This is a genomic window from Roseateles oligotrophus, assembly GCF_014204525.1.
Classification (GTDB): Bacteria; Pseudomonadota; Gammaproteobacteria; order Burkholderiales; family Burkholderiaceae_C; genus Paucibacter_A; species Paucibacter_A oligotrophus_A.
The window spans coordinates 235,464-256,871 of the sequence record NZ_JACHLP010000007.1 but is presented as its reverse complement, the minus strand read 5'-3'; the positions used below and the strand labels follow the sequence as shown (position 1 = coordinate 256,871).

The following is a 21,408-nucleotide window of genomic DNA, read 5'->3' as shown; positions in this document are numbered from 1 at the left end:
ATCACCTCGCCTGCTGAGCGCAGGCTCACCCGCCGCCTACCTCGACCGGATTCCCGGCCCTACCCCTGGAACCTTCCGCGCCCGCGGGAGGCGGTTTGGCTGTCGAGAGGTGATCCATGCCCCGAACTCTGCTCGTCGCGCTGTCCATGCTCTGCGGCATGCCCCTTGGGGCGCTCGCCTGCTGGGATGAGGTGGCGCAGCGCCACGGTGTCTCCACCGATCTGCTCTATGCGGTGGCCAAGGTGGAGTCCGGCCTCAACCCCAAGGCTGTCAATCGCTCCCACATCCAGCGGACAGGCTCGATCGACATCGGCCTCATGCAGATCAACAGCCGCCATCTGCCCAAACTGGCCAAGCGCGGCATCTCGGAATCCAGCCTGTTCGAGCCCTGCGCCAACCTCGATGTCGGCGCCGGGCTGTTGGCCGAGCTCTTCGCGCGTCGCGGACTGAACTGGGACAGCGTTGGCGCCTACAACGCCGCCTGCACCGAACTTAAGGGCGACGACTGTACCAAGGCGCGGGCACGCTACGCCTGGAAGGTGTACCGGCAACTGCCGGCAAACAGCCGATCCGCCCGAGCGTCCCCAGCACCACGTCGTCCGTCCGCCGCAGCGTCCTCCGCGATCGCGATTCCCTTGCTGGCTGTGCGGGTGGCGCCATGAAGGTCCTCACTCTCGCGACTTCCGCTCTGGAAACGCTCCCTGCCGTCGCCACGACCCTCATGCTCGCGGCGTGCGCGCATCAGGCGATCGAAACACACCATTTGTCGGCCACGCTTTCGCCCGCACCGCAGCTCGCCCAAGTGGGCTATGGCAATCAGGCGGATTTCGTTCAATGCATGCCGCCGCAATGCCCGACGCGCACCCGGAAGACGCTGCGGGCAACCCCGGCCATCGAAGCCAACCAGGCAGTGGCCGAGGAAGCCCCTCCTTTGCCTGCACCCCGTTCAACGGAAGCGGTGTCCGCTGAAGCAAGCCCTTCGGTCGATCCTGAGTTAGCCTCCATCACGGAACACGAAACCTGGAGCATCCCCTTCGCATTCGGCAGCGCTCGGCTCGGTGCTGCCGGACTCGCCATCCTCAAGCACGTGACCGCCGAGCTTCCAGCTCAAGGCCCGATCACGGTCGCGGGTCGCACGGACGACGCGGGCCCTGCGCCCATCAACGACGCGCTGGCGCAGGCACGCGCCACCACTGTCCGCGACTACCTGGTGCGTGCCCGCCCCGAACTCGAAAGCGCGATCACGGTCGAGGCCGCCGGCAAGTGCTGCTTCGCCGCGCCCAACGACACACCAGCCGGCCAAGCCCGCAATCGGCGGGTCGAGATCGCGGTGGGGTACCAGGCTGCACCGCCCTGAGCCAAGCCGTTTCCCCATCGCCCCGAATCAATCTACCCGCCTTCACCCGCATCCACCCGCCTTTCACCTGCGTCCGCCACCCGCTCCGACCCGTCCGCGACCCGTCTTCCGACGCTCATCTCAACGGAGGTCTTCATGAGCATTGCAACGCTGGCGCCGTCGTCCATCGACGCGCGCCGTCCCCTCGCCTTTCTCACGCTGCTGGCCATCGCATTGCTCGGCCTGTTCGCGGCTTTCCCGAGCTTCGCGCTCGATCTGGTGGGTTTCACCGGCATTACGGGTCCGCTCACGTCGGCCCTGACGCAGATCGCGTCCCTCGGTCCGGGCATCAAGGCCCTGGTAGGTTTTGTGGGCTTCGTCGTCGCCCTGATCTCGCTGGCCGCGCTGCGCAACTTCGGCCCGGTGCTGTTCTACGTGGGCCTCGCCATCTTCGGCGCCGTGGGTCTCGTGATCGCCGGGGCGATCATGGGCGCCGTGATCTGAACCGGCCTCTGGTCCAGGGAGTCCGGCATGCGCACCGACACCTACATCCCGCGCCGTCTCGACGACAGCTGGAAGATCGGCTTCTGGGACGTCGATGTCGCGGCGCCCGCCTTGTTCGCCTTCTTCATCGGCTACCTGTCCGGCACGAAGCTCTCCTTCGCGGTCTGCATGACCGTGGGCATTGCGCTCTCGCGCTGGGTTTCGAAGCTCAAGGCGGACAAGCACCCGGCCTTCGCCGTGCATTGGCTGTGGTGGAACCTGCCCGCCACGCCCCTGACGGCGCTGCGGGCCACGCCCCCCTCTCACATCCGCCGCATGGTCGGCTAAAGCGGGGAGGACATTCATGGACTTCGAACGCCTCAACGTCGACCGCAAGGAACTCCAGCGCCGAAATCGCGGCCTGAGCCTTGCGGTCGGCGCCCTCGCCATCGGCCAGATCCTCACGCTGGTAGCCCTCCTCAACGTACTCGGGTCGGAGCGCACGGTGGTCGTGCCGCCGACCCTCAACAAGTCCTTCTGGGTCACCGACGAGAAGGCCAGCGGCGCCTATCTGGAACAGATGGGCACCTTCATCGCCTGGCTGATCCTCGACGTCACGCCCGCCACGATCGACTGGAAGAAAGACGTCCTGCTGACCTACGTGGAGCCGGCTCAGCACGGCGCGCTCAAGTCCCGGCAGGAGGTGGAGGCCGAGCGCCTAAAGCGCATCAACGCCACCACGGCATTCGCCCTCGATCAACTCGTGCCCAGCGAAAACGGCCGCAGCGTCGTGATCCGGGGCCGCCTGCGCACCCTGGTGAATGGGATCGAAACCGCCAACGAACCCAAGGCCTATCTGGTCGGGTTCGGCTTCGCCGGCGCGCGCATGCACCTGAAAACATTCCAGGAGGTGCCCTATGCAAGCCACTGAAACGCGCGCCCTGCCCACCCGTCTGGCGTGCGCCCTGGCACTCCTCTTCGCCATGGGCAGCGCCCATGCGCTGCAGGTCGTCGATGCCAGCGACGGCGCATCGGTGGAAGCCATTGTGTCGATCCAGGAGCCGACCCGCATCCGCATCGAGGGCAGCGCCATCACGGATGTCTTCGGCAACATCTACAGCAGCGGGTGTGTTGCCTTGCCGACGCCATCGGCCCTCCCCATCGGCGCGTCGCCCGCAACGGGCATGCCCACGGCCGCACCGGCCGCTTCGTCGATCAACCCAGCCGGCGAGATCGTGCTCGAGTGCGATCGGGACAAGGGCGAGATCTACGTCCGGCCCGTGGGCGAGAGCAAGAAGCCCATCAACCTCTTCGTGTCGTCGGCACGCGGAACCTACACGCTCGTGCTGCGCCGAGCCGACACGGCGGCCGACACCATCGTCATCCGGGACAAGGCTGCCCTGCAGCGCCGTGCCGAAACCGCGGCAGCCCGCCCTGCTCCAGGCGCCGCCGCCAGCCATGTGCGGGCTCTGAAGGCCTTGCTGGTAGCTATGGCCTCCGAGCGCGTGCCCTCCGACATCCAGGTCGAGACCGTTGGCCAGCCGGTGACCTTGTGGCGCGAGGCCCGGTTCACGCTCGAACGCACCTACCGCGGGCGGGGCCTGCTCGGTGAGCGCTATGTGATGCAGAACGTCAGCGACGCCCCCATGGTGCTGACCGAAGCCGAGTTCGACCGGGAGGACGGCGAGTCCGGCAGCGTGGCAGGCATCGCCATCGAACACCACAACCTGCGTCCGGGTGAGCGCACCGTGGTCTTCGTGATCCGCAAGGAGGTTCAGCCATGAATGGGCAGATTCCTCCCCTGCGCGAGCGCGCGGGCAGCGCACTGCGCGGCATCGCCGAACGCTTGTCGCCGCGCCAGCGCCAATACGCCTTGCTGGGCCTGATCCTGGTCGCCGGCGTCGGACTCCTCTGGATGATTCTCACGCTCACCGCGTCGCCACCGCACCCCGGCGGCACACCCAAGCCCGCGGACCGAGCCAGTGGGGTCACCAACATCGGCGTCCTGCCGCCCGGCGCCCAGGTCAATCCGGTGGACCAGTGGGTCGGCACCGCCGGCCGCAAGCTCGCCCAGTACGAATCCGAACGCGACGAACAAAACCGGCTGAACAAGGAGCGCTCGGCGTTCGAGCAGCGCACGATGCAGCGCTTTGCCGAATTGGAGCAGAAGCTGACCTCGGCGAGCCAGGCTGCCGCTTCGGCGCAGCCGCCCGCCGCACCCGCACCCACAGCGCCGACGACGGCAATGCCGCCGGCCGAGGCGCTCCCGCAAAGGCCCGCCGGCCATGACAGCGCCCAACTGGGCATGCCTCCCGGCACGCCGGCGATGCCCATTGCCCCTGCTTTGCCGGAAACACCTCGCATCATGCGGATCACGATCACCCCGCGCGACAACGCCGCAAACCACCCCGCACAGCCTGCCAACACCGAAACACCAGTGCGCGCCGATGGCACAAAGGCCGCAGAGACCCGCACCGTCTCGACCTTCCTGCCCGTGAGCTTCACCCGCGGCACCTTGCTCGGTGGCCTGGATGCACCCACCGGCGGCCAGTCCCAGAGCAACCCGCACCCGGTCCTGATCCGGCTGTCCGACACCTCCGTCCTGCCCAACCGCATGCGTGGCGAGTACCGGGAGTGCTTCGTGATCGCCGCGGGTTACGGCGACATCAGCTCCGAGCGGGCCTATCTGCGCACCGAGTCCCTCTCCTGCGTGCGCCCTGACGGCGCGACGCTGGAAGTGCGCATCCAGGGCTCGATCTACGGGGAAGACGGCAAGGTCGGTCTGCGCGGGCGGCTCGTGACGAAGCAGGGCCAGATGCTCGCCAACGCGCTGCTTGCCGGTGTCGTCAGCGGCATCGGCCAGGGCCTTGCCACCTCATCCACCGAGTACAGCACCTCGGCGCTGGGGACGGTGGCCACCGCCAACGGTTCGGACGCCTACCGCGCCGGCCTGGGCTCCGGTGTGGGCAAGGCCCTCGACCGCCTTGCCCAGTACTACATCAAGTTGGCCGAGAACACCTTCCCGGTCATCGAGGTCGATGCCGGCCGCGAGATCGACGTGGTGATCACCAAAGGCGTGCGCATCGATATCCCGATGGCCGCTGCGGCGACCACCGGCCGCAGCGCCCTGTCCCCCGCCAACCGTTACCTGGAGGCTTCCGATGACCCGAATTACTGATGGCGGGCCCATACCCCCGCACGTGTCCATGCGCAAACGCACGCTCGTCAGCGGGGCGCTGCTCGCCCTGCTGGTGGCATCGGGGATCGCGCCCACCGCCCACGCGGCGCCCGACGAAGCCAGCCGCTTGCGCGCCGCGCTTGAGAAAGCCCACCCGGGTACCCGCTTCACCGACATCGCCCCGGCCCCCGTCAAGGGTCTGTACGAAGTCTGGATGGACGGGAACGTGGCCTACGTGCTCGCCCAGGATCCCCGCTACTTCCTCTTCGGGCGGCTCTTCGACACGCAGGCGATGAAGGATCTCACCGGCCCCAGGCTCGCCCAGCGAGCCCCGTCCGATCCGGGCATGGCCGCTGCCAAGCCGATCGCCTTCGATCAACTGCCGCTTCAGGACGCCATCAAGGCTGTCCGTGGTGACGGTGCCCGCAAGCTCGCCGTGGTCAGCGACCCCGCCTGCCCGTACTGCAAGCAGCTGGAAGCGGAGCTTGCCGCCATCGACAACGTCACCGTCTACACCTTCCTCGTCCCCTTCCTGGGCGAAGCGCGTCCAATCGCCATCTGGTGCGCGGCGGATCGGGTGGCTGCTTGGCACGACTGGATGAGCAGGGGCGATGCGAGCCGGCAGCACACCGGCACACCCTGCACCCACCCCATCGCGCGCAACCTCGCGCTGGCCCGCAGCTTCGGCATTCAGGGCACGCCCACCCTCATCTGGGCCGATGGGGAGCGCACAGAAGGCTTCATCGACCGGGCCGCCATCGAATCCCGACTCGCGGCGACCGCCATGGGAGGCCGTCCATGAGCGCTTTCGTTCGTTTCCCCCTGATCCATCCCGCGCTCCGACTCCTCCCGCTCCTGTCCGCGCTCACCTTGGGCGGCTGCGTCTCCATGTCCGGCCTGGGCGGCGACTCCAAGTACGCATGCCAGGCCCCCGAAGGGGTGGCGTGCGAATCTGTTTCGGGCACCTATGCGAACGCGGTGGCGAACAACCTGCCGGGCCAGCGCAAGCGCGAGTCTCCGGCCGCCCCCCGGAAGCCGGAGCCCTCTACGCCTCGCACCTCGGCCCCGACGCGCACGGGACTGCCGGCTGCCGGCAGTTCGTCCCCGCAGGAGGATGGAGCGCCGCTGCGCGCGCAATCGCGCTACCTGCGCCTGTGGATCAAGCCCTGGGAGGACATCGACGGCGACCTCTATGACCAGGCCCACGTCTACGTCCAGATCGACCAAGGCCGCTGGCTGATCGACCATGTGCAGCAGCGCATACGCGATGCCAACGCGCCCCTGCGTCCGCCGCCATCGACCTCCGCGCCCTCGAACGCAAGCGAAGGCACCAGTTCCCCGGCACAGCCCGCTACAAGGCCCATTCTCCCGGCGCCGGCTCGCCTCTTGAACAGCCCCAGCGAGGAGTCGCAATGAGCATCGCCACCGACACCCCACGGCCCGAGCAACGGGGCCGCAGCGATTGGCGGCCGCTGCACCTCCCGTTCGGCCTGGGCTTCTCGCCGGACACCCCGGCCGAGCAGTTCGCCAGCTGGCTCCCCTACATGGGATACCTGGACACCGAGCGCATCTTTGCGAACCGCGACGGCATGGGCTTCATGCTGGAGCTGATGCCCCAGTCCGGCGCGGACGATCGGATGACGGAGGTTCTGGTCTCCCTCTATGCCAACTGCCCCGCCGGCACGGGCCTGCAGTTCCACCTATTCGCCTCGCCTCATATCCGATCCCAATTGCGTCGCTACGCCAACCTGCGCGTCGAGGACGAGGATCAATTCGAGAAGGCCCAGCACTGGGGCCGCCCCGCGCGCAACGAGAACCTGTTCCGTGCCCTGGCACGCCAGCGCGTGGGCCACCTGCTCGAAGGGGCGCAGAAGTCCCTCACGGCGGGCTTTCACTACACCATCCGCGACTTCCGCCTGATGCTGTCGGTCGCCTTCCCGGCCGACCCGGACAACTTGAACAAACGCGAGGAACTGCTGGCACTGCGCGATTCGATGGCGTCGACGCTGCGCTCGGCGTCGCTGCCGAACCGCGTCTGCGACGCCTCCGACCTCATCAACTGGTGCGCGATCTTCACCAACCCGGACCGGATGTCCGGCACGGACGCCCCAGACCTCAACTACGACGACGGCCGGGAACTGCGCGATCAGATCGTCGACTTCGACACCATCCAGGACCCGCACCCGACCGGCCTCACCTTCTGGAAAGAATCCGGCCCGGATGCCCTGGAGGCCCGCTTCTACTCGATCAAGAGCTTTCCGGAGCGCTTCGCCCTCTGGCAGATGGGTTCGCTCATCGGCGACCTGATGCAGCCGGCGCTGCAGTACAGCGCCCCCTTCCTGCTCACCCTGGGCGTTCAGATCCTCGACCCCAACGTCACCAAGTCGGTGGTCACCGCCAACCACGTCCGCGCCACCCAGAACGCCAAGTCGAAGATGGCCGACGTGATGCCGGACGTCCGGAAGAAGCTCGACGACTGGACAGCCGCCGCCGATGCCATAGACAACGGCGGGAATCTGGTGAGCATGTACCACCAGCTCGCCATCTTTTCGACGCCGGAAAAGGCCGCGGCTGCCCATGAGGCGGCCAGTGCGATCTGGCGCAGCCGGGGCTTTCAGCTCAACGCCGACGCCTACATGCACCGCCAGGCGCTGCTGGCGAGCCTGCCCATGACGCTGACCGAGCGCTTCCACAAGGACCTCGTGAAGATGCGCCGCGTCACGCGCAAGACGATGTCCAACGCCATCCACATGGCCCCGCTGATCGCTGAATGGCGCGGCACCCGCACACCGGCCCTGGTCTTCGGCGGCCGGCGTGGTCAGCTCATGACGCTGGATCTCTTCGACAACGACCTGGGCAACTACAACTTCGCCATCATCGGCGCCCCCGGTTCCGGGAAGTCCGTGCTGATGAACGAGATGGCCTGGTCCTACCGCGCCATCGGCGCCAAGGTCTGGATGCTGGATCTGGGCCGCTCCTTCGAGAAGCTGTGCCGCAAGGCGCGGGGCACATACATCGAGTTCAGGCCCGACGTGGACCTCTGCCTCAATCCCTTCTCCATCGTCCAGGACATCAACGAAGACATCGACATGCTGGTGCCGGGCATCTCGAAGATGTGCTCGATGCAGCACGCCCTGGAGGAAGTCCAGTACAAGGCCATCTCGGCCATGGTCCTGAAGCTGTGGCGCGAGTACGGCCAGGACCTCACGATCACCGGTCTGCGAGATGCCTTCCGCACTGGCTCCCTGGAAGAGCTGGGGGCAGTCAATGATCAGCGCATCAAGGATCTCGCGATCATGCTCAACCCTTACGCCAAGGGTGGGCAGTACGAACGCTTCTTCGAAGGCCGAGCCAACGTCGATTTCTCGAACGACTTCATCGTCATCGAGAACGAGGAACTGAAACGGCGGCCCGATCTGCACGCCGTGGTGAACATCCTGCTGCTGCACCAAATCACGGGCGAGATGTACCTCACGCGCAACCGGCGCAAGGTACTCTTCATCGACGAACTGAAGCAGCAGTTGGGCGACATCGGCGCCGACGATCCCGTGAAAGCTGCCGTAGTCGAGGAAGCGGCCCGCCGCGCTCGCAAGTATGGTGGCGCGCTCGGCACCGCGACCCAGAGCGCCGACGACTACTACGGCTCCGCCCAAATGGAAGCCGCCTTCAACTGCTCGGACTGGGTCTTCCTGCTGCGGCAGAAGCCGGAATCGATCGAGATGCTGGACCGCAAGGGCCGGCTCACGATGGACGAACCCAAGAAGCGGCTGCTCAACTCCCTGCGCACGGAGGCCGGCGCCTTCTCCGAACTCTACATCTCTTCCCCGGTGGGCGAAGGCGTGGCCCGCAACATCCTCGACCCGGCAACGCATCTGCTTTTCAGCAACAAACTCGAGGACAACGCGCCCATCGACGAACTGCGCGCCCGGGGCTACTCCATCGACGAAGCCATTGCCGAGTTGCTGCGCCAGCGGGGGCATGCGTTATGAGCCCGCGCGTCCTGTTTGTCGCCAATTTGCTGGTGAGCCTGATCGCAGTCGGCAGCGCGCTGCTCGCCTACAACCGCCTGGTCATCCTTCCGGCCCGGACCATCGGCGTCGTGGATCTCGCCGACGTCTATCGCACCAAGGAAGACGAGTTCACCCGGCGGCTCACCGCCGCGCATACGGAAGAAGAGCGCCAAGCCACCTTGCAGATGGCCAGGGCCTTCGCGCAGCGGCTGCCCGTCGCCCTGGAGAGCCTGCCAGCCGAATGCGGCTGCCTCGTGGTTCTCAAGGCTTCCGTCGCCGGTCCCACGCCCTACACCGTCGATCTCACGGCGCGTCTGCGCCAGAAGGTGGAAACGCCATGAACACGACCCCGATCCGCAGCCAGCCGCGGGGGCAGCCATCCTGGCCCATCCGCACACGGCATGCGGCCATGGATTTCCTGCGGCACATGCGTCAGCGCTGGTACCTCTACCTGCCCATCTTCGCAATCTGGGGCTTGGCCTACCTGCGCCTGTTCGTCGACGCCACGCCGCGGGTGCCGGTGTTGTTCAACTGGACACCCAGCCTGCCGTACAAGGTCGCCATACTTCACAAAGGCACCTCGGCGCTGCACCGCGGAGACTTCATCGTCTTTGCCTTCGCGGGCGAAGGCAGCCGCCGCTACCCAGGCCTTGCCGGGCAGCCCTTCTTCAAGGTCGTGCGTGGCCTGCCGGGCGACACGATCAGCGTCGCCGGCCGCGAGGTGCGGATCAATGGCCAACTGGTCGGCATCGCCAAGTCCCATGCGTTCGATCGCCAACCGCTTGAGCCGATCGCGCCCGGCGTCATTCCGCCCGGCCGCTACTACGTCCAGGGTCTGAGCCCCGACTCCTTCGATTCCCGCTACCGCGAAAGCGGCCTCGTGCAAATCGAGCAGGTGATCGGCGTCGTCGACCCGCTGTTCTGAAGGAGCCGCCATGCCCTTCCCCCTTCGCCATCCTCCTGACCATCCTCTGAGCATTGCCCGGCTCGTACGCTTCACGCGGCTACTGGTGATCGCGATTCTGGCAACGCTCATCGCCTTGGGAACAGTGGTCACGGCTCGGGCACAAACCAGCCCTGCACGAGGCCCTGCCTCGGCAACCAATGACATGCCCTTGGCGGACTACCTGGGTCTGCTACAGCAACTCGCGCCGGCTGCCGCGGACGGCGCCAAGGTCTATCTGGCCGCCTACCGCCTCCAATGCGGCCGCATGCTGACCACCGCCGAACTGCGCCAGGCCGTTTCCAAGGAAGGCGGAGATCCCGTGCTGATGGGGCTGATCCGTGCCACCAAGGAACAGGACGCTTCCCAGCGCGCCCAGCTCATCCGGCAGATCCGCTGCACCGCAGGAGGGACGCGATGAACCCGCGCATGCGCCCGCTCCTTGCGCTATCTACGTTCGCCCTGCTGACTGGAACCACGCCGGCCCATGCAGCGGATGCCGGAGTGATCGGCCCGACTTACGAGATTGCCGAACCGCATCTCCTGCGCTTCATCGAGCAACGCCTGCGCGACAAGGCCGCGAGTGGCGAGCTGCAGCGCCTGGAACAGGAAGCGCGCGCCCGTGGCGTCGATTCCGTGCGCAACCCCCAGCCCGTAGCCGACCTCGTGACCACCCAGGCGAAACGCACCTTCTACTTCGATCCGACCTACGTCCTCGATCGCAACGTGAGCGATGCCCGGGGACGGCTCATGTTCGCCGCCGGCACGCGCGCCAATCCTCTAGACGTCGTCTCCCTGTCGCGCCGCCTGTTCTTCTTCGACGCCCGCGACCCGCGCCAGGTTGCCCAGGCCCGCAGCCTGATGCTGCATTACGACGGCAAGGTGAAACCCATCCTCACGGCGGGTTCCTACCTTGACCTCATGCAAGCCTGGCACTCGCCCGTCTATTACGACCAGCACGGCCTCCTGACCAGGCGCCTGGGCATCCGGCAGGTGCCCGCCCTGGTGTCCCAGGAAGGCAAGCAGCTGCGCATCGACGAACTGGAGGTCAAGCCATGACATCCGCCCGGTTCATTCGATCCGTGGTGCTGCCGTTCCTGGCCTGCATCGCGTGGGCCCAGGCGCTTGCGGCCGGTGCCGCCACCTGCACCGGCAAGTTCCCGAACCCCATCACCGACATCTGCTGGAGTTGCATCCTGCCCATCAGCGTCGGTAGCGCACGCATCGGCAACTACGGCAACCAGGAAGACACCGACAACCCGTCCAGCCCGATCTGCAGTTGCGGGGTGAATCCGATCATCGGACTCTCGATCGGCTTCTGGGAGCCGGCCCGGCACGTCGAGGTGGTCAGGAAGCCCTACTGCCTCGTCTCCCTGGGCGGCATCGATCTCGATCCTGGCATCCCGGCACCCGAGGCCGCCCGCTTCACACGCCCGGAAGGCGATGGCGACGGCGGCAGCTTCTACCAAGCGCACTTCTACATCAACCCGGTGATGTACTGGCTGGAGGTTGTCACCGACTTCCCTTGCCTGGAAAGAGGCTCCTTCGATCTCGCCTACCTGACCGAAGTCGATCCCCTGTGGGCGGATGACGAACTGACCCTGATCCTGAACCCGGACGCGGTGCTCTTCGCCAATCCCATCGCAGTCGCGGCCTGCGCTGCCGACTGCGTGGCCGCGACCATGGGCTTCGGCATCAAGGAGATGTTCTGGTGTGCGGGCTGCCAGGGCGCGATCTACCCCATGGACGGCCATGTGCCCTACCACATGGGCGGTGTGCGCACCGCCTCGCTGCTGGCCCAGCGGCTCACTGCCAAGATGCACCGCGAACTGATCGCCTGGGGCTGGCATGGAACCCCCGGCCTGTGCGGTCCCTACTTCGAACCCGTCATGGACAAGACGGCCTACAAGACCCAACTCACCTACCCCATCCCCAACACCGCAAAGGAAGGCGGCCGCTGCTGCCAGCCCTTCGGCCGCACCACGATCATCTGGGGCGCAGGCAAGGAATACCCGGTCAAGGGCGAGGACTTCGCCTTCATGCTTTTCAGGAAAAGGAACTGCTGTGTGGGCTACTGATCTTTTTCCAGGCGGTTCCGTGATCCGCCCCTCTGCCGTACTGGCCGCTCTGCTGTTTCCCCTCGGGGCTGCGGCGCAGCCTGCGCCGGTGATCACCGACGAAGACCTCGCGAGGGTCCGGCGCGAGACGCCGACCGTCACGGAAGACGATGTCCGCCGCATCCAGCGACAGCACTCGGTCCCGGTACCCCAAGCCGGGGCGGTCACCACGCCGCGCATCGATGCACTGCCCAAGCCCCTGACGAATGCGTTGCCCAACATCGGCGACATCGCCCAAGGATATGCGCAGGGAACACCTCCCGCACTCGGTTCCGACCCAGGCCTCTTCGTGTTCGTAAGCCTGGCCATGCCCGAGTCCACCCTGGCGCGTCTCGTGGATCAGGCGGCACGCGCAAAGGCAGCGATCCTCATCCGGGGCTTCGCCAATGGCTCGCTGCGCGATACGGTCATGCGTATCCAGAAACTCATCGGCACGCGCGAGATCGCCATCCTCATCGATCCGCAGGCCTTCGACCGCTACGCGGTCAAGCGGGTGCCCACCTTCGTGCTTGCCCGGGATGGCAGCCGGCCCGCCGGTTGTGCTGGCAGCACCTGCCCGCCCCCGACCGACTATGTCAGCGCAGCGGGAGACGTGAGCCTCGACTACGCCCTCAATCAGTTGCGCCGTGCGGCGCCCCGCTTCGATTCCGACGCCGGCATCTTCCTCGCGCGCCTCAGACCCTGAGCCCAGGACGGAGTGACCACCATGCGCCGCTTCATCGTCTACTTCACCCTCGCCTGCTTCGTCACAACGCAGACCGCAGCCATTGCCGGGCCATTCGAAGAGGGCACGGCTGCCGGGCAGGCGACCAACCCGGTCGCCCGAGGCGCGGTCGGGACATCGAGCGCTTCGAGTGTCGTGCCGGGCTATACGACGACGCCTGCGGAGACGGCGTACTACGGCCAGCCCAGCCTATCCGGTGCCGCCAACGCTCGCCTTGCCGCTTGCTCGGGCAATTCCACCGACCCGGTGTGCCAGGCGCAAAGCACTGCGGCGATCTCCGCCAATACCCCGCGTACCGCCATCTCGCCCTACGACCCCTCGGTAACGACAGCCCGCAACATCGCCGACAGCCCAAACAGCGTGCTCGGCAGCCTTGCCGACTACTACTCCGGGTGCGCAGCTTCAAGCTGCCCGTCGAACGTCTTCTGCCTGGGTTCGAACTGCTTCAACACCAGCTACACCAATGACGCCGACTTCGCTCGGTCCATGACCTACATGGAGGCCGTACGGGAGGCCGGTGTCTATCTCGACACGACGAACATGCGGGTCTTCAAGGGCGAAGACAACCGCTGCCGCGACCGGCTGCTGAAGAACTGCTGCCATTCGGACTCGGCCGGCGCAGGCATGACCAACCAGAGCCTTTTCGGTACCGGATCGAGACTCGTCTTCGATGTGCTCATGAATGCTGAGAACCGACAGTTCCTCTATCAGGGCATGCAGGCGCTGCTCATGAGTGGCGGTTTCTCCGGCACGTTCACCACCTACGGCGTCACCGTGGCCGTGAACGGCGCGGCCTTGCCTGCAGGCTCCGCTGTGCTCTACGCGGGAGACAGCCTGGTCATCGCCTTTGACCCCTGGACACTGGCCATCGCGGTCGTCATCTACATCGTGATGTCAATGATGTCCTGCAACGAAGAGGAGGGGAAGCTGGCTATGAAGGAAGGGGCCGGCCTGTGCCACACGGTCGGCACCTGGTGCTCGTCATGCATCCGCATTCTCGGCAAGTGCGTCTCGTGCATCGAACACACCACCAGCAAGTGCTGCTTCAACAGCAAGCTCGCCCGGCTCATCAACGAGCAAGGGCGAATGCAGGTCGGAAGAGGCTGGGGAGCCGCCAGGAGTCCCGACTGCTCGGGCTTCACGGTCGCCGAACTGCAAAGCCTGAATTTCTCGGCGATGGACCTGACCGAGTTCTACGCCTCCATCGTGCCCACGCTGCCGAACGTGGGCAGCCTCCAGAGCAACAACGCCGCCCGCGTGACTTCCTGCTACTACGGTCAAGGGAAATGCCAATGAACCGCACCGCTCTCATCCGTTTTGCACTGGTGATCGCAGCCTTCGCGCCATGCGCACGCGCCGACGATGTGGCCCGCACTCCCGTCACCGATCCTCGTCCATTGATGTTCGCCGCCCTGCAGGCCAGCGACGGGCAAGCCCATGGCGTGCTCATCGGCGACGTTGCCGAAGCCATCACCAAACGCTTCAGCGCGTCCTCGCCCATCTACATCGATGTCTCCACGGAGAAGCGCTACGCCCAGCCCGGATGCGCACGCCTGAAGGTGTCTTTCTGGCAGGACGGCGTGAACCTGCCCGGAGCAGCGGCACCCCGGCGCCAGACCGTCGAATTCGGCATCAACTACTGCCTCGACGGGCGTCCGCCCGGCTCACTCTCGTAGGGGGTTTCGTGGAGCACCGCCGATTCATTGCCGGAATGGCCCTCGGCTTCGCCATGTTGTTGGCGACGGCCTCCCTGCCCGCTCAAGAGGCCGGACCATCCCAAGCCACGGCGCGCGCCACGCCACCCTCTACCTATTGGAGGGACCGCTGGCGCGGCTGGCACTTCTACGAAGACCCGGCCCAGGAAGACGAGCAAATTCCGCAGCCGACTCCAGCGCCATCAACTGCAACAGCGCAGCCGCAGAAGGCACGCATACCCGAGTTGGAAGAGTTTGCCCGCCTGCAGAAGACCCTGGAGGAGTACCGCAACATCGCCATCATCCGCCCGACCGAGGCCAACGTGCGACGTTACATGGAACTCGAATCCAAGGTGGTGGGCCAAGCCTCCGCCTTCGCCGACATGGCCAAGCGCGTTGCATGGGCGACGCCGGAACTGGACCCGACACTTCAAGGTCGCCCCGTCAACGCCAAGGCCCTGGAAGTCTTTGACGAAACCCAGCGCGCCGAACGCTCCCGGGCCGTGGCCCACTTGGGCAAAGACCATGTGCTGTTCTTTTTCTACAGGTCGGACTGCCCCTACTGCCACGCCTTCGCGCCAGTGCTGAAAGCCTTCCAGGCGCGGCATGGCATCCAGGTGGTCGCCGTCAGCATCGATGGCGGTCCCATGCCCAGCTTTCCGGGGGCCCGGCGCGACAACGGCATTGCCAATGCCCTGCAAGTCGCCCAGGTGCCTGCGGTCTTCCTCGCGCAGCCCTTCACCGGCCAGATCACGCCCATCGGTTTCGGCGTGCTCTCGGAATCGCAATTGCTGGAGCGCATCGCCATCGTGAGCAGCCCCGAGGGCCAGGCCATGCTCCCCAGCGCTACACGTCAGATCGCCTTGCCCTAGGAGCCGCCCATGCCCCGAATCCAACCCGCAGCCCGCCGAGTGATCGCCATCGCGCTGTCCATCGCCGTCGCGACCACCTCCGCCCCGCTCCGTGCGGGAGACCTCAATACCGAGGTCAACAACATGTTCAACAGCCTGGGCGCCATCGGCAATTACACCGCCCCCGGTGCCTTCCGTGGGCAGGCCTACAACACCTACACCGGCGGCAACCTGATGATGCGCACGCCGAGCAAGGTCTACCAACTCGCGGCCATCCAGTTCCCGAGCGCCAAGGCGGGCTGCGGCGGGATCGACGTCTTCGGTGGCAGCTTCAGCCACATCTCGGCCGACGAGTTCAAGAACATGCTGAAGAACATCACGGCCGCACTCCCTGGCATCGCCTTCCAACTCGCGCTCGAGGCCGTCTCTCCCCTGCTGGGCGGTCTCACCAAATGGGCGAAGGGCCTGGAAACCTGGATCAACAACGCCCGCATCAACTCCTGCGAAACGGCCAAGGCCATCGTCAGCACAGCGGCCGAATCCCTGGGCTACAGCTCGCAGGAGACCTGCGCCGACCTCGCCATCGAGATGGGCATGGAGAGCGACCGCGATGCGGCCCGGCGCCGCTGCTCCAGTGACCGCCCCAGCATCCTCGCTTCGGCTCGCGGTTCCGGCGACGCCAATGTCCGCAACAAGGCACCCTTCGTCGGGAACCTGACCTGGAAGGCCCTGCAGCGCACAGGCAGCTACCTGGACGACGCCGAGCGCGAGCTGATCATGAGCATGGTCGGCACCGTCATCTACTATCCCGAGGAAGATGCCCGTGATCCCGAACCCGTCGCGCCGACGCTGACCTCGATCAGCCAGCTGCTCTACGGGCAGGCGGCCGGCAGCGGCACCAACGTGGTCCAGCACATGCTGAGCTGCAACAACTACAGCGACTGCGACGTCGTCTCCCTCAACACGGCCTACAACCACACCCCGTTCACCGCCAAGGTGGAGACGCTGATGCGCTCCATCGCGGATAAGATCGCCACGCGAACCGCCATCCCCAACAACTCGGCGGAGGTCGGCTTCGTCAATCAGACCACCGAGCCGGTCTACAAGATGCTGTCGATCGGCACCAGCATCCCCGGCTCAGGTCTCGCGGACAGCCTGATCGCCCAGTACCGCGACCTGATCGCCGCCGACTATGCCTACGTCTTCCTCGATCGCAACTTGCGCGTAGGGCTCGCGGCCCTGGAGAAGGACTTCACGCTGCAGCAAACCCAACGGGAGCAAGCCATCTACATCCGCCAGCGCGCCATGGCCATGCTCTCCCAGATATCCCAGGAGAAAAATCTCCTCTACCAGAAGGTCGGTTCGTTCCGCGCGGTATCGAGCCATCTGGAAGAACTCGAGCGCCAACTGCGTTCCAGCATGCCCCAGCACGTCATGGACATGCTCGGGCAACAAGCCGCCTACATGGCGCGCTGATCCGACGCTGACCGGGGAGCGCCACCATGTGGGAAATCTATGCTTACCAGAACGCGGCCAGCCTGTTCGGGGTCTTCAACGCCGCGGCTGCCATCCATGCCTCCGGCGACTATGCATCCGCAGTTGCAGCGGTGGCCTTTTGTGGCTTCGTCGCCGCCCTCATCGCCTATGCATTCGCTCCCGACAAGCTCCAGGGTTGGAAGTGGCTGGGGACGGTCGTTCTCGTCTTCTCGATCCTGATCGTCCCCAAGGTCACGGTCGGCATCGTCGACAAGACCGGCGGCACGCCAGTGCAGGTGGTCGACAACGTCCCCTTCGGCGCAGCCGTGCTCGGCAGCCTCACCAGCACCATCGGGCACACACTGACCAGCCTCTTCGAGACGGCATTTCAGGTCATCCCCGGCCCCGGCGCCCTGCCCAGCGAGCTTCGTTACGAACAGAACGGCCTGATGTTCGGCAACCGTCTGATCCGGGAAACCGGCGGCGCGGTCTTCCAGGATCCGAACTTCCGCACCGACCTGATCAACTTCATCCACAACTGCACGACCTACGACCTCCTCGACGGGACGATCTCGCCGGCCACGTTCTCCACATCGGACGATGTCTGGGCCCTGATGTCTACGCCCAACCCGGCACGCTTCACACCGCTCACCAACACGACCGGTACGACGGTGGACACCTGCCCCAACGCCTACGTCAATTTGAGCGCCCGGATCCCCGCCCAGATCAGCCGCATCCAGGGGCAACTCGCCTTCCGGCTGAACCCCACGCTGCCTGGCACGGCCGCCGCCAGCGTGATCGCCGGCCAGATCCAGCAGGCCTACATCAAGAACAACATTGCCTCGGCATCCGCCACCGCGGCGGATCTGATCCGCCAGAACGCCGTACTGAATGCCATCGCTGACACCGGTCAGATCGTCGGGCAGAAGGTGAATGACCCGGCCGCCATGGTGCTCGCCGTCGGCCGTGCCCAAGGCGTCGCCCAGCAGAATGCCGCCTGGATCAATGCGGGCAAGACCGCCGAGCAGGCGCTGCCCGTGTTCCGGAACGTGATCGAGGCGGTGACCTACGCCCTCTTTCCGCTCTTCGTGCTGCTGCTCCTGCTCACCAGCGGCCAGGAGAGCCTGATCGCCTTCAAGGGATACGCAGCGATCCTGATCTGGATCCAGCTCTGGCCGCCCCTCTACGCGGTGCTGAACTACATGGCATCGATCTACGCGGCCTACGACATCGGCTCAGCCGCCGACCTTGGCACGGGAACGAAGATGCTGGCGTTGCAGACCGCGTCCAGCATCTACTCCCGAGCGATATCTGGTGAAGCGATCGTCGGCTACCTGTCGATCAGCATTCCCTTCATCGCCTGGGCAGCATTGAAGCGCATGGAGAACTTCGGGACGGCCATGGTGGGCGGACTCTCCGGGCTGCAGGCCATGCTGGGCTCCGCAACAGGTTCCGCAGCCTTGGGCAACACCAGCCTGGGCAACGTTTCCATGGATCAGATGCGGCTGGCGCCCAACCGCACTTCGGCGTTCATGAGCAGTTGGCAGAACGATCTCTCGGGGGACACGTTCTCCTCGAACGCGTTGACCGGACGCACGGCGGTGAGCCTGTTGCGCAACCAGGGTTTTACCTCACGGGTCGTATCGATGCGCGTGTCCGAGCAGGATGTCGAACAGGCCAGCCGACAAGTTGATGCTGCACGCGGTGAAGCCGTCGCCGCAAGCACGGAACGGTCTGCAGCGCTGTCGGAAGTGTTCTCGCGTGGGCTCAGCAAGCTGCGCTCCACGCGCAACAGCGCCGGCAACAGTTCCGCCAGCTTCGAGCAGATGGGGGAAACGCTGAACAAACTGGATCAGATCGTCCAGACGGTCTCACAGAGCACCGGGCTCAGCCAGGCTCAGGTAGCACGGCTTGCATTCGGCGCTGCCGCTCATATCGGCGCCGACGCCAAGTTCATCGGCGGGAAGTTCCAGGCCAGCGGCGACAAGTCATACCTGTCTGGCCTTTCCGCTCAGGATCAGAAAGCCCTGGCCAGCCTGAGCGGAGATCAATTGGTGGCCTTCAAGCAATTCGGAGACCGCGTCTCCAGGGACACCAGCTTCCTGCAGGCGGTCTCGAACGATGCCAGTGAGGTACGGGAAATGTCGTCCCGCCTCAGCACGACGCAGGCCCGTTCGGAACGAGCGGATGCGACGCTTTCCGATCGAATCAGTTTCGCCAACCAGGTATCAACCGCCTACTCCAAGGGTGAAGCTATCTCGATCGATATCGCCCAGGACCCACACAACATGGAGATGTTCCTGCGCTACGCCCAAACGTACGGTGGCAACAGTGCTGCGGCCCATGCCATGATGTCAGCGGAGTTGGCCCGCCAGTCACTGGGACCCACACGGATCCTGTCGGATGGAAGCAGCCTTCCCGCTTCCTTCGAGGGTATTCGTGAGCTTCATCGGCAGCAGCGGAGTGAAACAGCCCTCTCGCCGGATATCCAGAACGCCCATCGCGCCCACACCGGGGCGACGTCGCGCTTTGGCAGCAACCCCAGCCGTCCGCTTGACCGCCCCGCCGATCCACCCTCACCGATTCGCCGAGAGGTTCAGCAGCGAGCCAGCGAGATTCAGGGCACGACTGCGGCCAAGGGCGGCGAGTTCGACAACAAGGCAGGGATCGTCAAAACAGAGGATGGGACGCTGGAATCGAAGAAGTCCCTACTGGGACAGTCGATAAAGCAGATCAGAAACGATGCCAGCACCACAGCTCAAGAAGTAACCGACGCGGCGAAGGATCTGTTCAACCGCAAGTAGTACGGCTTGATCACCGATCCCATCGCCGTATCGGCACATCCCCTTTGAACAGTCCGCCAGACGAGACCCCACCTGACAGGCCGACCCACCGGGAAGCAGATCGACTGCGACGGCTACGCCCACCGACTCCAGCCACAGTTGCCGCAATCGGAGCGGTGAACAGAAGCCCTACCCCTACGGCGACAGTCCCCAAGAGCCAGTCACCCTTGCTGGCGATGGTGAAGAACACACCACCCCCAATGCCGATAGCCAAGATCAACAAGGCAAAGAACTTTCGCATACAGGTCACCTCCTGGCCCCAGCTTATCCAGAGCCGATCAGTTTGCAAGTGCAGCGCTATCGCTGCGGGCCAATGTCCAGGCGCAAAGCGCCCGTACCTGACGGACAAACCACTCCACCAAATGTGCCGTCCTTGCGACTACAGACCGAGACTGTGCTTCGCAGCCCCGAAGTTCGGGGCGTACTCCATGCCAACCGCTGCAAGATCACCAGAGATGTCGTTTTGGAGGTGTCTGGTGTTCGGCGCGAAATACTCCTTGGTATTCGACGACGCGAAGACGATGGGCACCGTCATGCCGGCTGCACGCAATTGGCTCGCAGCTTCGATGTAGGCCTCGACGATCACGCAGTCCTTCATCGACTCCTTGCCGCGCCGAGCGGGGGTACGCGGCTCATTGACGCGCCTGAACGCTCGACTGGCAACCCCGTCGTTGTGCGGCACAACCTGGGCGACTTGCTTCCAACGATCGAGCACCGGCTTGGCCCGGCTGACATGTCCGTCGAGATGGTAGATCTGGAGATTTCCTTGGGCACCAAAGGCCGTGGCCACATCGTGGATGCGCTGGGCCTGAGCCAGGAATTTCTGCAAGGCGGCTTGCGCCTCTTGTTCCACGCTCGCGACGTTGCCTGCGATTTCCAGAGTGACCTGTTCCGCCATGAGGACGATCAGGTCGGAACCCGCTTCGGCCATCGAGAGCAAGGCAAGCCCGGCATTGACGTCGCCGGTCGTGACTGTCTCGCGCGTGATGTCGCGAACCACATCAAGCACGGTGCATGTGTCGACGCAAAGCACCGGCGAACCCAGCCCCACCAGGCGGGAAACCTCCTGCGAACTCAAGCTCATGAGCGCGACTGGTCATATTGCTCGAGAAGACCGAGGGCGAATTCATAATCGATCGCCAATTCGTGGGCTTTGTCTTCGGACCAATGTTCCACCTCGACGAGCCAGCGAACGAGTTGATCGGTATCCAGGCGCTTCGATGTGTGGTGTGTCGCGATCAGGAAGGCATACCACCGCTCCCTATCCATGGGATGCGCAGCACCTGAGGACTTGTTGGCCAAGCGCGAAAAACGCCGCAATGCTGCCGCGGGTTCTGCGTCGAGCCAATCATCCAGTGATTGATGGGGAGAAGTCAGTTCAACATCGAAGCCGCTGACGCTGGCGGCAGGCGCTGCAATCCTGGCGACGAAGTCTCGCAGGATGATGTTGTACTTGGTGATACCAAGTTCACCGACATTGCGTGGAACGATGTTGGAGACTTTGTAGCCTTCTCCCTCCTGCCAGAGCACCAGGCCGGATTCGTCAACGTCATCGAGTGCATCTCGCACGAGAACGATCACGTCCTCGCCATCGCTTGCGTGACCCCGGATGTCTTCTTCCCGCTCCTGATCGTGGTGCCAGGGTTCCTGAACCTGGGCCAGGATGCCGGCTCGGATGGAGCTTGCCGATGAACGGCCTTTCAAATGCAGGTCTTGGAAGACCTCGATGCTTTTTTCTGTCATGTTGGCTGGA

General features: G+C 65.2%; 23 protein-coding genes. 21 read left to right on the top strand and 2 right to left on the bottom strand.

What is annotated here, in order from left to right; all coding sequences use genetic code 11:
• Positions 1 to 116: 116 nt before the first annotated feature.
• From HNP55_RS18110 to HNP55_RS18010, 21 genes are all read left to right on the top strand, one after another.
• Positions 117 to 662, top strand: coding sequence for a lytic transglycosylase domain-containing protein (locus HNP55_RS18110; protein WP_184302549.1), 546 nt, complete (start codon positions 117 to 119; stop codon positions 660 to 662).
• Positions 659 to 1,357, top strand: coding sequence for an OmpA family protein (locus tag HNP55_RS18105; RefSeq protein ID WP_184302546.1), 699 nt, complete (start codon positions 659 to 661; stop codon positions 1,355 to 1,357). The genes HNP55_RS18110 and HNP55_RS18105 overlap by 4 nt, the downstream gene beginning before the upstream one ends.
• Before the next feature lie 135 nt (positions 1,358 to 1,492).
• On the top strand, positions 1,493 to 1,840 hold the full coding sequence (locus HNP55_RS18100) for a hypothetical protein (RefSeq protein ID WP_184302543.1): 348 nt from the start codon (positions 1,493 to 1,495) through the stop codon (positions 1,838 to 1,840).
• A gap of 27 nt (positions 1,841 to 1,867) precedes the next feature.
• The gene (gene traL / locus HNP55_RS18095; RefSeq protein ID WP_004354778.1) at positions 1,868 to 2,167 is read left to right on the top strand and encodes a type IV conjugative transfer system protein TraL; all 300 of its coding nucleotides are present in this window, start codon (positions 1,868 to 1,870) and stop codon (positions 2,165 to 2,167) included.
• 16 nt (positions 2,168 to 2,183) lie between these two features.
• Entirely contained in the window at positions 2,184 to 2,750 is a 567-nt protein-coding gene (traE, locus tag HNP55_RS18090; RefSeq protein WP_184302540.1) for a type IV conjugative transfer system protein TraE, read from the top strand.
• Positions 2,737 to 3,603 (top strand): type-F conjugative transfer system secretin TraK, encoded by an 867-nt coding sequence (locus HNP55_RS18085; RefSeq protein WP_221439655.1) that lies wholly within the window; start codon positions 2,737 to 2,739, stop codon positions 3,601 to 3,603. Before traE ends, HNP55_RS18085 begins: the two co-directional genes overlap by 14 nt.
• The gene (locus HNP55_RS18080) at positions 3,600 to 4,997 is read left to right on the top strand and encodes a TrbI/VirB10 family protein (protein WP_184302537.1); all 1,398 of its coding nucleotides are present in this window, start codon (positions 3,600 to 3,602) and stop codon (positions 4,995 to 4,997) included. The genes HNP55_RS18085 and HNP55_RS18080 overlap by 4 nt, the downstream gene beginning before the upstream one ends.
• A gap of 28 nt (positions 4,998 to 5,025) precedes the next feature.
• On the top strand, positions 5,026 to 5,799 hold the full coding sequence (locus tag HNP55_RS18075; RefSeq protein WP_184302534.1) for a DsbC family protein: 774 nt from the start codon (positions 5,026 to 5,028) through the stop codon (positions 5,797 to 5,799).
• Positions 5,796 to 6,413, top strand: coding sequence for a type IV conjugative transfer system lipoprotein TraV (gene traV / locus HNP55_RS18070; protein WP_184302531.1), 618 nt, complete (start codon positions 5,796 to 5,798; stop codon positions 6,411 to 6,413). Before HNP55_RS18075 ends, traV begins: the two co-directional genes overlap by 4 nt.
• A complete protein-coding gene (gene traC, locus HNP55_RS18065; protein WP_184302528.1) occupies positions 6,410 to 8,986 on the top strand; it encodes a type IV secretion system protein TraC in 2,577 nt (858 codons plus the stop codon). Before traV ends, traC begins: the two co-directional genes overlap by 4 nt.
• A complete protein-coding gene (locus HNP55_RS18060; RefSeq protein ID WP_004354762.1) occupies positions 8,983 to 9,348 on the top strand; it encodes a hypothetical protein in 366 nt (121 codons plus the stop codon). The genes traC and HNP55_RS18060 overlap by 4 nt, the downstream gene beginning before the upstream one ends.
• Positions 9,345 to 9,932: a conjugative transfer signal peptidase TraF gene (traF, locus tag HNP55_RS18055; RefSeq protein WP_039920396.1), complete on the top strand. Its 588-nt coding sequence runs from the start codon at positions 9,345 to 9,347 to the stop codon at positions 9,930 to 9,932. The genes HNP55_RS18060 and traF (HNP55_RS18055) overlap by 4 nt, the downstream gene beginning before the upstream one ends.
• Positions 9,933 to 9,942: 10 nt before the next feature.
• Positions 9,943 to 10,371 (top strand): hypothetical protein, encoded by a 429-nt coding sequence (locus HNP55_RS18050; protein ID WP_246448506.1) that lies wholly within the window; start codon positions 9,943 to 9,945, stop codon positions 10,369 to 10,371.
• Positions 10,368 to 11,009 (top strand): type-F conjugative transfer system protein TraW, encoded by a 642-nt coding sequence (traW, locus tag HNP55_RS18045; RefSeq protein ID WP_184302525.1) that lies wholly within the window; start codon positions 10,368 to 10,370, stop codon positions 11,007 to 11,009. Before HNP55_RS18050 ends, traW begins: the two co-directional genes overlap by 4 nt.
• A complete protein-coding gene (gene traU, locus HNP55_RS18040; protein WP_184302522.1) occupies positions 11,006 to 12,028 on the top strand; it encodes a conjugal transfer pilus assembly protein TraU in 1,023 nt (340 codons plus the stop codon). Before traW ends, traU begins: the two co-directional genes overlap by 4 nt.
• Positions 12,029 to 12,047: 19 nt before the next feature.
• Positions 12,048 to 12,752, top strand: coding sequence for a type-F conjugative transfer system pilin assembly protein TrbC (trbC, locus tag HNP55_RS18035; protein ID WP_211207630.1), 705 nt, complete (start codon positions 12,048 to 12,050; stop codon positions 12,750 to 12,752).
• A 21-nt stretch (positions 12,753 to 12,773) separates the two neighbouring features.
• On the top strand, positions 12,774 to 14,087 hold the full coding sequence (traN, locus tag HNP55_RS18030) for a conjugal transfer protein TraN (RefSeq protein WP_004354754.1): 1,314 nt from the start codon (positions 12,774 to 12,776) through the stop codon (positions 14,085 to 14,087).
• Positions 14,084 to 14,467 carry a hypothetical protein gene (locus tag HNP55_RS18025; protein ID WP_184302519.1) on the top strand — a complete coding sequence of 128 codons (384 nt, stop codon included), beginning with the start codon at positions 14,084 to 14,086 and terminating at the stop codon, positions 14,465 to 14,467. The genes traN and HNP55_RS18025 overlap by 4 nt, the downstream gene beginning before the upstream one ends.
• 35 nt (positions 14,468 to 14,502) lie before the next feature.
• Positions 14,503 to 15,357 (top strand): conjugal transfer protein TraF, encoded by an 855-nt coding sequence (gene traF, locus HNP55_RS18020; RefSeq protein ID WP_184302517.1) that lies wholly within the window; start codon positions 14,503 to 14,505, stop codon positions 15,355 to 15,357.
• A gap of 9 nt (positions 15,358 to 15,366) precedes the next feature.
• Positions 15,367 to 16,812 carry a conjugal transfer protein TraH gene (locus HNP55_RS18015; RefSeq protein ID WP_184302513.1) on the top strand — a complete coding sequence of 482 codons (1,446 nt, stop codon included), beginning with the start codon at positions 15,367 to 15,369 and terminating at the stop codon, positions 16,810 to 16,812.
• Between the two features lie 26 nt (positions 16,813 to 16,838).
• On the top strand, positions 16,839 to 19,616 hold the full coding sequence (locus HNP55_RS18010; RefSeq protein WP_184302510.1) for a conjugal transfer protein TraG N-terminal domain-containing protein: 2,778 nt from the start codon (positions 16,839 to 16,841) through the stop codon (positions 19,614 to 19,616).
• 418 nt (positions 19,617 to 20,034) lie between these two features.
• On the opposite strand, the gene HNP55_RS18005 is transcribed toward HNP55_RS18010, so the two are convergent.
• Complete coding sequence (locus HNP55_RS18005) at positions 20,035 to 20,739, bottom strand: PIN domain-containing protein (RefSeq protein ID WP_184302507.1); 705 nt, start codon at positions 20,737 to 20,739, stop codon at positions 20,035 to 20,037.
• Positions 20,736 to 21,398, bottom strand: a complete 663-nt coding sequence (locus HNP55_RS18000) for a hypothetical protein (protein WP_184302504.1) — start codon at positions 21,396 to 21,398, stop codon at positions 20,736 to 20,738. Before HNP55_RS18000 ends, HNP55_RS18005 begins: the two co-directional genes overlap by 4 nt.
• Positions 21,399 to 21,408: the final 10 nt, after the last annotated feature.